The organism is Acinetobacter sp. P1(2023), assembly GCF_028367635.1.
Taxonomy (GTDB): Bacteria; Pseudomonadota; Gammaproteobacteria; order Pseudomonadales; family Moraxellaceae; genus Acinetobacter; species Acinetobacter pittii_E.
In genome coordinates this window covers 90,834-102,756 of record NZ_JAQNDD010000007.1, presented here as the reverse complement: position 1 = coordinate 102,756, position 11,923 = coordinate 90,834, and the positions used below count along the sequence as shown (strand labels likewise).

The following is an 11,923-nucleotide window of genomic DNA, read 5'->3' as shown; positions in this document are numbered from 1 at the left end:
TCACTTAGTGGTATCATTAGATGCTAACTAGGCAAAGCGGACTTTATAGTCCGTTTTGTTTTTTATAACTATTATTACTCATTAGTTTCCCCTTCTTTTAATCCGAGTTTTACTGCGATGTCATGGCTTTTACCGCGCCTTGGTATACGATTAGAGAGTAAGACTTGATATACGAGATGTTCAGAAAAATTATTTTCTCTTGACCACTCCGCAATACTCTTACCTCTTGATTCAAATTCCTTACGTATTTGATTTGCTGTTTTCATCTCTTACAGTTCTATAAAGTTATAGAGATAATTTAAAGTTAGTTTAAAAATACATCAATGTCAACTAAGTTATTGAAATTATTAATATTAATTAAATGTTTTTATTATAAATAATAAAATGTTAAATTAATATTTTAGTGTTGTTTATAATATGAAATTAATTACCTTCTGGAATTGAACTAATAATATTATTCTTGTTATTAAATAGATTTTGTTAAGACGTATTTTAAAATTTATTTTTAATTAATTTAATAGAATAAGAAAAGATAGTTTAAGAAATTAATACTGACATATTTCTAAAATGAAATCTCTAAACCACCGTTGAATAGGGTCATGATGAGTTCGTTCATGCCATGCCATTAACTTATTATAACCACCAACTTCAATAGGTGGGTTCTTTGAAATAATACCCGAATCTTTCTCTAATAAATGATGGGGAGCGACAGCAATCCAATCACTATTTTTAAGAATTTCTGGTAATAAAAGAAAGCTTGTAATAGACATTACTACATTTCTCTTTTTTCCAATCTTCTCTAATGCAACATCTGTAGCGCCAGTAAATTTACCTCCATCATATGAAACTAATACTTGATTGAATGAACAAAATGATTCTATATCAAGTTCTTGATTAGCTAATGGATGATTTTCTCGCATCATACATACATAGTTTTCTTTATGGATTATCCGTGAACGTAGGCTCGAAGGAACTGTTGGTTCACCTACGATAATAAGGTCAAGTTCCCCATTCATCAGCATGGCTTCGACATTCCGACCATGAATTGACATTAGTGCTATTTTGACTTTTGGTGCAATCTTATTTAAAGCCAATGTTACGGGTACGCCTACACAATGCATACCGTTATCAGTTGCAGCAATTCTGAAAGTGGTTTCTAGTTCTGCTGGATTAAAGATAGGCGGTTGTACTAATAGTTCAATTTCACTTAATATTTTTTTTAAAGGCTCAGCTAAAGCAAGAGCTCTATCTGTTGGAACCATGCCATATGGTGCTCGAACAAATAGTGGATCATCGAAACGATCTCTTAGTCGGTTGAGCATACTACTAACAGCAGGTTGGGTTAAAGCTAATTTATCTGCTGCACGTGTAACATTCTTCTCATCTAGTAATGCATCTAAAGCTTTAAGTAAGTTTAAATCGAGATTATTGATATTAGCCATATTTATAGTATGTATATATTTTGATAATTATATTTATAACAAAGCCTTTTCTATTATGCAAAGCTCCAATTTTAAAGAGCCACCACAATGATAAAAACCTCATCAAAATTTATTGGTGATTGTTCATTACCTATGAGTAAACTTGCATTAGGTACAGTTCAGATTGGTTATGATCGCGGAATTAGCTTTGATCAAGCTAAAGAAATTATATATTCAGCTTATCATGAGGGTGTTCGATACTTTGACAGTGCACCAATGTATGGATTTGGGCGCGCTGAATATACATTGAGTACCGCTCTACATGAGTTAGAGATCAGAAAGAGTGTTCTTGTCAGTACCAAAGTTGGACGTGTTTTAAAATCACAAGGCTTTTATTCTAAAAATACGTCTTGGTACTTAAATTATCCTGATTACTACTATGACTATACTTATGATGGGGTAATGTCATCTTTCGAAGATAGTTTAAAACGTACTGGATTGGATCATATTGATTTATTGTTAGTGCATGATCTGGGGAAAAAATGGCATGGAGATAAAGATGAACTATTTTGGAATCAATTTTGTGAAAGTGGCTTTAAGGCTTTAGAAGAATTGCGTAGGAATAGGGATGTTTCAGCAGTTGGACTAGGTGTAAACGAAACTGAAATTGTTTTAGAAGTAGCTAAAGAGTTTAAAATTGACTGTGCATTGATTGCTGGTCAATATACTTTATTAGATCATAAAAACTCATATGAAGATTTAAAAAAGCTATCCGAATCTAATGTAGAAATTTTAGCTGCTGGAATCTTTAACTCTGGTGTACTTGCCTTAGGTAATACTTCACAAGCTAGTTATAATTATAAAAAAGTACCTGCTGAAATCGTCTCTAAAATACAAAAAATTCAAGCCATTTGTCTAAAATACGATGTATCTCTTGCCACAGCAGCTTTGCAATTTGCAGCAAGCCATCCAGCAATTACATCTTTAGTTTTCGGTGCTAAAAATAAAGAAGAAACTATTACTAATATCCAATCTTTCTCGAAAATAATACCTTATGAATTTTGGGTAGAACTGAAAAGCGAAAACATCATCAGTGAGCAAATCCCTATAACAGCCCTTAATTGATCTTTGTATAGAGTATTAACTGTAAGAGATATTAATGTGATTAATATTGTATATACGATTCTATAATTATATTTATAACAGTGGTTGCTCTAGTATTTTCATAACAGTTGAACATGCATTCTTTTCTAAAAGCGAATGTTGTTGTCCACGACTGAACTCTCATACTTAAGTAGGAAAATATAAGATGTCTAAACCAACATATGTTACTGAATACAATGCAATTGTTGAAGTATTAAATAAATATAATCAAGGTGGTAAACAAGCAGATAGCAGCATTATGAAACCTGCTTTTAATGAACAAGCAACTATCTTTGGTGTTGATGCTGACAATAAACTTATTGGTGGTCCTATCCAAGGTTTATTCGAAGTGATTGATCGTGATTTTAATCCATCACCAGATGCCCAAGGTGTAATCGTAAATATTGATATCGTTGGCACTGCTGCAAGTGCACGTATAGATACTAATGATATTTCAGGATTTTGCTTTACAGACTTCTTTAACTTATTGAAAGTAGAAGGTAAGTGGACTGTTGTTAGTAAAATTTATCATACCCATTCAACCAATTAATATTTGGAGTGGGGCATGAATTATTTAGAAAGCAAAGTAATCGTTATTACTGGAGCCTCTTCAGGTATTGGCAAAGCTTCTGCCAAAATGTTGGCGGCTGAAGGAGCTAAAGTTATAGCGGTTGCAAGAAATCAAGAACGTCTTAATGAACTAGTTAATGAAGTAACAAAGCATGGTGATCAAATCACAGGCTTTGTAGCAGATGTTACCAACCTTGATGACGCTAAAAAGCTTGCTCAATTTGCTAAAGATACTTACGGCTCTGTTGATATTCTTATTAACAATGCTGGACTTATGCTTTTTTCATATTGGAGCGATTTAGCAATTGATGATTGGAACAAAATGATTGATACCAATATCAAAGGCTATTTGAATGCAATAGCAGGCGTATTACCAATTATGCTTGAGCAAAAGTCTGGACAAATCTTGAATATGGATTCAGTTGCTGGGCATCAAGTAGATCCAGCAGCGGGGATCTATTGTGCAACAAAGTTTTTTGTACAAGCGATGACTGAGTCAATGCGTAAAGATTTGGGTGTTAACCATGGTATCCGAGTTAATACAGTTAGTCCTGGTGTTATTAATACAGGCTGGGCAGACAAAGTCACTGATCCTGAAGGCCGTAAGGCAGCACAAGAGCTCAACAAAATTGCTATAGATCCAGATGATGTAGCACGTGCTGTAGTCTATGCACTTAATCAACCTGAAAATGTCACTGTGAATGATTTAATCATTTCTCCAACGCGTCAAAATTGGTAATCACTATCTATCTTTCGCTTTTCCAATTCTTACAAGAAGTGAGGTGGAGAAGCGATGCTTTTTACTCAGGGTTGGATATTAATCACTTTATCATGAAGGTGTATCTATGAATATTCTTGTTGTTGGTGCAAATGGAAGAGTGGGTTCTCATTTGGTCAATACATTGGCAGAAATGGGGCACTCAGTTTATGCGGGAGCTCGCAAAGATTCATTGAGTTTTACGAATCCTTCTATCCAGTTTTTTGAATTGGATTTGCTAGCTGATTTGCAAAAAATCATTCAACGTTTTGAATCTGTAAATATAGATGTAATTTACTTCACTGCAGGTTCTAGAGGAAAAAATCTTCTTCAAGTTGATGCTTTTGGTGCAGTGAAAGTGATGCAAGCTGCGAAAGCTGTTGGTATTCGTCGATTTATAATGTTGAGCTCAGTTTTTGCACTACAACCAGAACGCTGGGGTGAATCATTCTTACAGAATATCACTGATTATAATATTGCAAAATTTTTCGCAGATCATTGGTTAGTTCATCAAAGTAATTTGGATTTTACTATCCTTCAACCAGGTGCATTGCAAGAAAAATTAGGTAGTGGCCGAATCAAGATTAATGTCTCTGAGCCTCTTAGTAACAGTATTGATAATGTCGTTGAAACACTTGCAGGTATTTTAAATGCTCCAAATACGATTGGTCAGGTAATTACGATGGCTGATGGTGACATTCCAATTATAGATGCGCTCAATCAAGTCTCCTCGTAAAGTTTTACGTTTCTGTTTAATGCTTTTAAAGCAAAGATTAAGTTCAAAGATTTTTTAAATTGAAGATGAATATGATGAATCCGAAATACTCTCCCTTATTCCAACCCTATACTTTAAATAATGGGGTAACGATTAAAAATAGATTAGTCGTTGCTCCAATGACACATTTTGCTTCTAATGATGACGGAAGTCTGAGCCAAGAAGAGCGTGCTTTTATTCAAGGACGTGCAGAAAACTTTGGCTTTTTCATTAGTGCAGCGACCTTAGTTTCACCTGAGGGTAAAGCATTTGTAGGTCAGCCTGAGGCCATTAGCGATAAAGATTTACCTAGTTTAAAAGCAGTTGCTAATTTGATTAAATCTCAAGGTGCAAAAGCAATTTTACAAATCCATCATGGAGGTAAGCTCAGCATTAATGAATTGTTGAATGGTGCAGAAATGGTTGCTCCATCAGAAGATCTACAATCTGGATCACGTGAACTCACACATTCTGAAATCAATAACTTAATCGAAGCATTTGCAAATGCTGCTGATTTAGCTATTCAAGCGGGTTTCGATGGTGTTGAGATTCATGGTGCAAATGGGTATTTAATTCAACAATTTAACTCAGCACAATCAAACCGTCGCACAGACGAATGGGGTGGCAGTATTGAAAAACGTATGCGTTTTTCATTGTCGATTATAGATGCTGTACATGCTGTCAAAATGAAACATGGATTTAATGATTTCATAATTGGGTATCGGTTTTCGCCAGAAGAACCAGGAGAGCAAGGTTTAACAATGGCAGATACATTTGCTCTAATTGACGCCTTAGTAGAAAAGCCAATTCAATATTTACACGTATCTCTTTGGGATTTTTATAAAAAAGCACGTAGGGGAGCAGATGTAAGCTTAACTCGTATGCAACTTCTACATGAGAGAATTGCAGGTAAGCTTCCATTAATTGGTGTCGGAAGTTTATTTAGTGCAGATCAGATATTAGATGCATATGAAACTAAATGGGCTGAATTTATTGCAGTTGGTAAAGCAGTAATGATGAATCCTGATCTTGCAACATTAATTGCGAATGGGCGCGAGAGCGAAATTGTTTTAGCAATAGATCCTCATAAAGCTGATCGTTATCGTATTCCTAATAATCTGTGGCAACAAAATATGAGCCGTTTATCCTATTTACCTCCACTTAAAGATGACCTTGAGTGGAAAACAGTTGATATTTAAATATTGAGCATAATATGGCAATTCAATCTGTACCTTTAGAAAAAGCATATCGCTTATTGAACCATGGACCAACTGTGTTGGTCTCTGCAAAACATCAATCTACTGAAAATGTGATGGCTGCTTCATGGGCTTGTGCATTGGAGTTTTCTCCAGCGAAAGTCACAGTGGTTTTAGATAAAATGGTATTTACACGTTCTTTAGTTGAACAAAGTGGATGGTTTGCATTACAAGTTCCTGTTGCACAGCAGGCTCAAATGGTTGTAGATGTTGGAAGTGAAAGTCTAAAAGACTACCCAAATAAATTGAATGAATTTGGTGTAAAGCTATTTTACAAAGATGGTTTTCAAACTCCTTTAGTCGAAGGTTGTGTAGCTTGGCTACTCTGTAAACTAATTCCAGAGCCACACAATCAAGAAGCTCATGATCTTTTCATTGGAGAGGTGGTTAGTGCTTGGGCTGATGATCGTGTCTTTAAAGATGGTCACTGGCAATTTGATGACGTACCGATAGAACTGAAAACTTTACATTATATTGCTGGTGGACAGTTTTATGTTATAGGCCAAGGACTTAAAGTAAATAAAGGACCTTAGTCTAGCTGTAATTTTACTGTATTGGCATATTTTATGTACCAATACAGTAAATATTTTAATCATGTTAAAGTTAGAGATATTAAAGATATTGAAAATAAAATAAAAAAGGTACCAATTATTTTGTTAAATAAATAAAAGAATTTTGGTTTTTTTATTAACACTTTAATCTTTTCACCACCCCAAATGTAGATTAGCATCCAAGAAAATTCGCAAACAACAAAAGTAAAAATCAGTATTGAATATTGGGGAAGCAGAGGTGAGTTGGAATTAATAAATTGAGGAAAAAATGAAATAATAAAAAGTAATGTTTTAGGGTTGCTGATAGCTATAAAAAAACCGTTTATAAAGAAATTTCCACGTTTTTTATATTTTGATACATTATCATTTTCTAATTTTTCTGTTTTATACTTTAAGTGTTTTATTCCAATTAAAAATAAGTAGATAATTCCAAATAAATTAATTAATTTAATAAAGATAGTTTGTAAATTGCTTAAAAATAAGAGTGTAATACAACATGCTGTAATTGAGATTAATACTCCGAATAAACACCCTGCAACCGATATTATAGTTTCTTTTAAATTTTGGCTTAGTCTTGTATTCAAAACGAATACCATATTGGGGCCTGGTATTGCTGATAGTGCAGAAATAGTAGATAGGAATAAGAGCCAAGTATATAAGGTCATAGTGGTTCATTAAATTTTAAATTATAGTTTTTAAATAAAAATATAATAAACAATATTTTTTTATTAAATAGATAAAAAAATATTATATGCATGTATGATTTTGATAATTATTATCGTTTATTTAATTTATTTTATTACAGTAACTTAGGTTGCATATAGGAATAATTTGTTAATTTGAGAAAATATTTTTGTTTCTAAATACGCTTTTTTTTATATAGCATTAATTTGTTTAAAGGATGTGAGTAAATAAGATTAAAAATATTCTTATTATCTTAAATTCCTATTCAGGTATAAAGGATTATACGAGTAAAGACAGAATCTAAAGTTTTAGATTTTTAACTCGGAAAACCTTTCTATTTTAAATTTTTATTTAAGACAAAAGTCAATTTAATAGAGGTTCTTATGAGTTTAGCACCATTCCATTTAGCTATCCCAGTTTATGATTTGCCCGCTGCAAGAAATTTTTATGGTGAAGTCTTTGGTTTAGAAGAAGGAAGATCTAGTGATCACTGGGTTGATTTTAATTTCTTCGGACATCAATTAGTTATTCATGAACATCCTAAAATGGATTATCAAGAAAAAGTTGTTTCTAATTCTGTGGATGGTCATGATGTACCTGCTCCGCATTTCGGAATCATTCTAAATTGGGAAGATTGGGAAACTTTAGCTGAAAGATTAAAGTCGTTAGGTACAAAGTTTGTGATTGAACCCTATGTACGTTTCAAAGGTAAAGTTGGCGAACAAGGAACTATGTTTTTATTTGATCCGTGTGGTAATGCGCTTGAATTTAAAGCATTTAAAGATATGACTCAGCTTTTTGCAAAATAAAGTAATGAGGGATACGAATATTATTTGTATCCCTTTTTTTGAGGACATGTAGAAACAAGGATGATTTATGAAAAGTATTTCTTTGGTATGGCAAATATTAATTGGTCTTCTTTTAGGTATTTTAGTCGGGTGGTATTTTAATGTAAATCCAACTCATCAAGTTTGGGTAAGCACTGAGATATTAAAACCGTTAGGCGATATTTTTATTAATATGATGAAAATGGTCGTTGTACCTATTGTATTGTGTTGCATGATCTTAGGCATCGCAGGAGGAGGTGATAATAAGTCTTTTGGAAAAATGGGTGCGGGTTCTCTCCTTTATTTTTTTACAATAACAAGCCTTGCGATTGTTTGGGGCTTATTATTGGCCAACTTTTTTCAACCTGGGGTTGGAACAGATATATCTGGGATGGCACACTCAACTGTAGTACTACATACAGATACGAACAAAGGCGCTCTACAGATTATAAAAAATATCGTGCCGGAAAACATTGTGGTAGCTCTATATGAAGGCAAACTACTATCAATTCTATTTTTTGCGATTCTTTTTGGCTTAGCATTAAACAAAATTCCTGAAGAAAAAAGCCAACCTGTAATAAGAGTTTTACAGGGAATATCAGATGCATTGTTCAAGCTTGTAAGTTTAGTCATGGCTTATGCACCGATTGGTGTGTTTGGTATGATCGGCGCGACAGTTGCCACTTTTGGCTTCAGTTCTTTATTACCATTATTGAAATTAATTGGAGTCGTTTATCTAGCCTTAGCTTTATTTGCTATTTTTGTTCTAGGTGCTGTGTGTTTGTATATAAGAGAAAACTTATTTCACCTTATTAAATATTTTAAAGATGAGCTCATTCTAGCTTTCTCAACTGGTGCGTCTGCTGCTGTTATGCCGCAATTAATGCAGAAACTCGAAAACTATGGTGTTCCACGCCGTATTGTAAGTTTTGTAGTACCAATGGGATATGCATTTAATTTAGATGGAGCATCAATTTTCCTAGGTGTAGCTACAATTTTCGTCGCTCAATTATATGGAATAGATTTGACTATCTCCCAACAAGCATTATTGGTTGTGACTATGGTCTTAACATCTAAAGGGGCAGCAGGTGTTCCTGGTTTTGCAATTTTGATTTTATCTGCGACTTTAGCTACAGCTGGTTTACCATTAGAAGGTGTTGCGTTAATTGCTGGTATTTTTAGAATTATTGAAAGTGGTACTACAACATTAAATGTTCTTGGAAATGCTATTGCGCCACTAGTTGTAGCAAAGTGGAAAACGAAGAGGTTAGAGTCTTTTAATACTGTAACTGAAAATTAAAGCCAAAGATAAGTATCGCACTAAGTGATACTTATCTATATAAATTTAACAAGTGTATAATTTCAATAAGGATAGGTTTTATCATTTAATGGAATGCAGATAGTATGTTTCATGAGCTCAAAACCCTTATAGCAATTAAAAAATATGGTTCATTTAGTGCTACAGGTAACAATGTGGGGCTTACTCAAGCAGCTGTCAGTGCACAAATCAAATCTTTAGAATCTTATTTGGGGATTAAGCTCTTTGAAAGAAATGGGAAAACTGTTCAATTTAATAGTGAAGGTTTACGGGTACTTGCATTAGCTGAACAAGTTTTTGATCTTGTTGATAAGATGAAACAACCCGAATGTATGGCAGATTTCACAGGTGAGATTAAGATAGGAGCAATCGCTTCAATCCAATCAAATATTTTGCCAGAAATACTTGAAGAACTATTCAAATATTTCCCTAAAGCAAAAATTAAACTTATACCAGGAGTGTCATTCAATTTATTCCATCAGCTGGGAAAAAATGAGATAGATCTCGCGATTATCATTAAGCCTAATTTTGAAGTTTCCGATGACTATTGTTATTACACCTTAAAAAAAGAGCCTATTCTTCTTATTACCCCAATTGATATTCACGAAAAACACCCTGTTGAAATTTTGAAAAATAATCCGTTTATACGTTATGACTATTCTTCATTTGGGGGGAAAGTTGTAGCAAACTATTTAAATAGAAATCAAATAAAAACAAATGACATCATTGAGGTAGATGAAATTGAAGCAATCATCAGAATGGTAGAAAAAAACTTAGGTGTAGCTTTGATTCCAGATATTGGAATGAATAAATTAAAAGAAAAAAATATTAATATTATTGATCTGAAACAACCAGATCTTTATCGTGAAATTATTATTATCCATAAAAAGAATACTGAGGATTCAATTATATCAAGTATTGTTTCTAAAATAGTTGAAGGAGTGGGTAGCAAGAATAAATTATTGAAATTATAAATTTAAGTAAAGTTATTTTAATTTCAATGGTTTATATGATACTTATTATTCTATCTATTTATAAATCTTTCGATCTTAGAGATTGATATATTCATATTAAGCCAAGATAAAAATCCGAAATTTACCTACAGATTTTATGTTTGACGCATTATAAGTAGTACGTAATATAGTTACACATTTCGAATAACAAAGAAAAAAGCTATCTACTGTGAGATAGCTTTTTTTCAAGGAAATTTCAATTGTCGCTAGGGAAATTTCAATTGTCGTTTTTCGTTGATAAGTTAGACTTACCAGCTTAACGCACCACCAGTCTGGTAGTCTGTTACGCGAGTTTCGAAGAAGTTCTTCTCTTTACGTAAGTCCATCATCTCAGACATCCACGCAAATGGGTTCGTTACACCAGCAAATTGCTCTGGTAAACCTAACTGAGATAAACGGCGGTTACAGATGAATTTCAAGTATTCTTCCATCATGCTTGCGTTCATACCCAATACACCGCGTGGCATTGTGTCACGTGCATATTCGATTTCAAGCATTGTACCTTCAACAATCATTTGAACCACTTCTTGTTGGAACTCAGCAGTCCAAAGGTGTGGGTTCTCAATCTTGATTTGGTTAATCATGTCGATACCAAAGTTCAAGTGCATAGATTCATCACGCAAGATGTATTGGAACTGCTCAGCAACACCGTTCATCTTGTTACGACGACCCATACTCAAAATTTGAGTAAAGCCACAGTAGAAGAAGATCCCTTCAAGTACACAGTAGAATGCGATCAGGTTACGAAGTAAACGCTGGTCATTTTCAGGTGTGCCTGTGTGGAAATTAGGGTCAGTTAAAGATTGAGTATATTTCAAGCCCCAAGCTGCTTTACGTGCAACAGATGGAATCTCGCGGTACATGTTGAAGACTTCGCCTTCGTCCATACCTAAAGATTCGATACAGTATTGGTAAGCGTGAGTGTGAATTGCTTCTTCAAACGCTTGACGCAAGATGTACTGACGGCATTCAGGGTTAGTAATATGACGGTAAATCGCCAATACCAAGTTGTTTGCAACCAAAGAGTCCGCAGTCGAGAAGAAACCTAAAGAACGCATAACAATAGTACGCTCGTCTTCGGTTAAGCCATTTTCAGACTTCCAAAGCGCGATGTCATGGTTCATGTTAACTTCTTGAGGCATCCAGTGGTTTGCACACCCGTCAAGATATTTCTGCCAAGCCCACTCATATTTAAATGGAACAAGTTGGTTCAAGTCCGCACGACAGTTAATCATTGCTTTGTCGTCAACTTGAACACGTTGAGCACCCATTTCTAGCTCTTCAAGGCCAGGGGCAACGTCTAAATGTTCTAAGGCTTGAGCGGCTCTAGCCACTGTATCGGAGGCAACTGTTGGTCGCACGGAATGGGTTCCAGCGGATTGTGGAGCTGCCACGCTCGGCGATGATGGCTGCGCAGTAGATACATTCTGCGAATCTGACGCTTTTTCCGATTGGACGGGCGCAGACTTGTGTTCAGGTGCAGTCGGTTTTTGCGAATCATCTTCAAAATCGTCCCAACTAAGGATAGACATTTTTGTTCTCTCTTCGTTGTATATATCTATATTTGACATCTCTTAAACGAAGATGTCCCTACTATACGCTTTTAATGTGTAAACAAAATTAAGTTTT

Annotated in this window: 13 protein-coding genes; 9 read left to right on the top strand and 4 right to left on the bottom strand. The window is 34.3% G+C overall.

The genetic code is table 11. The annotated features are described in order from the left end of the window. Window positions 1-74: 74 nt before the first annotated feature. Window positions 75-266 carry a DNA-binding protein gene (locus tag POD11_RS12090; protein ID WP_000844969.1) on the bottom strand — a complete coding sequence of 64 codons (192 nt, stop codon included), beginning with the start codon at window positions 264-266 and terminating at the stop codon, window positions 75-77. A 279-nt stretch (window positions 267-545) separates the two neighbouring features. After that, the gene (locus POD11_RS12085; RefSeq protein ID WP_262457297.1) at window positions 546-1,442 is read right to left on the bottom strand and encodes a LysR family transcriptional regulator; all 897 of its coding nucleotides are present in this window, start codon (window positions 1,440-1,442) and stop codon (window positions 546-548) included. A gap of 87 nt (window positions 1,443-1,529) precedes the next feature. On the opposite strand from POD11_RS12085, the gene POD11_RS12080 reads away from it, so the two are divergent. The 6 genes from POD11_RS12080 to POD11_RS12055 all read left to right on the top strand — a co-directional run bounded on the left by POD11_RS12080 (window position 1,530) and on the right by POD11_RS12055 (window position 6,434). Beyond that, entirely contained in the window at window positions 1,530-2,546 is a 1,017-nt protein-coding gene (locus POD11_RS12080; protein ID WP_262457296.1) for an aldo/keto reductase, read from the top strand. A gap of 184 nt (window positions 2,547-2,730) precedes the next feature. Then, window positions 2,731-3,114, top strand: a complete 384-nt coding sequence (locus POD11_RS12075; RefSeq protein WP_262457295.1) for a nuclear transport factor 2 family protein — start codon at window positions 2,731-2,733, stop codon at window positions 3,112-3,114. A gap of 15 nt (window positions 3,115-3,129) precedes the next feature. Continuing rightward, window positions 3,130-3,873 (top strand): SDR family oxidoreductase, encoded by a 744-nt coding sequence (locus POD11_RS12070; protein WP_151821800.1) that lies wholly within the window; start codon window positions 3,130-3,132, stop codon window positions 3,871-3,873. A gap of 106 nt (window positions 3,874-3,979) precedes the next feature. After that, the gene (locus POD11_RS12065) at window positions 3,980-4,627 is read left to right on the top strand and encodes an SDR family oxidoreductase (protein ID WP_262457294.1); all 648 of its coding nucleotides are present in this window, start codon (window positions 3,980-3,982) and stop codon (window positions 4,625-4,627) included. 74 nt (window positions 4,628-4,701) lie between these two features. Continuing rightward, a complete protein-coding gene (locus tag POD11_RS12060; protein WP_262457293.1) occupies window positions 4,702-5,844 on the top strand; it encodes an NADH-dependent flavin oxidoreductase in 1,143 nt (380 codons plus the stop codon). A gap of 14 nt (window positions 5,845-5,858) precedes the next feature. Continuing rightward, window positions 5,859-6,434: a flavin reductase family protein gene (locus POD11_RS12055; protein ID WP_262457292.1), complete on the top strand. Its 576-nt coding sequence runs from the start codon at window positions 5,859-5,861 to the stop codon at window positions 6,432-6,434. Between the two features lie 59 nt (window positions 6,435-6,493). Here the strand turns inward: POD11_RS12055 and POD11_RS12050 are convergent, their stop codons facing one another. Further along, the gene (locus POD11_RS12050) at window positions 6,494-7,117 is read right to left on the bottom strand and encodes a LysE family translocator (protein WP_262457291.1); all 624 of its coding nucleotides are present in this window, start codon (window positions 7,115-7,117) and stop codon (window positions 6,494-6,496) included. A 402-nt stretch (window positions 7,118-7,519) separates the two neighbouring features. On the opposite strand from POD11_RS12050, the gene POD11_RS12045 reads away from it, so the two are divergent. From POD11_RS12045 to POD11_RS12035, 3 genes are all read left to right on the top strand, one after another. Continuing rightward, window positions 7,520-7,945, top strand: a complete 426-nt coding sequence (locus tag POD11_RS12045; protein WP_262457290.1) for a VOC family protein — start codon at window positions 7,520-7,522, stop codon at window positions 7,943-7,945. A 67-nt stretch (window positions 7,946-8,012) separates the two neighbouring features. Then, the gene (locus POD11_RS12040) at window positions 8,013-9,263 is read left to right on the top strand and encodes a cation:dicarboxylate symporter family transporter (protein WP_262457289.1); all 1,251 of its coding nucleotides are present in this window, start codon (window positions 8,013-8,015) and stop codon (window positions 9,261-9,263) included. 104 nt (window positions 9,264-9,367) lie between these two features. Beyond that, on the top strand, window positions 9,368-10,255 hold the full coding sequence (locus POD11_RS12035; protein WP_262457288.1) for a LysR family transcriptional regulator: 888 nt from the start codon (window positions 9,368-9,370) through the stop codon (window positions 10,253-10,255). Between the two features lie 287 nt (window positions 10,256-10,542). On the opposite strand, the gene POD11_RS12030 is transcribed toward POD11_RS12035, so the two are convergent. Next, window positions 10,543-11,826 carry a ribonucleotide-diphosphate reductase subunit beta gene (locus POD11_RS12030; protein WP_016142096.1) on the bottom strand — a complete coding sequence of 428 codons (1,284 nt, stop codon included), beginning with the start codon at window positions 11,824-11,826 and terminating at the stop codon, window positions 10,543-10,545. Between the last annotated feature and the right edge of the window lie 97 nt (window positions 11,827-11,923).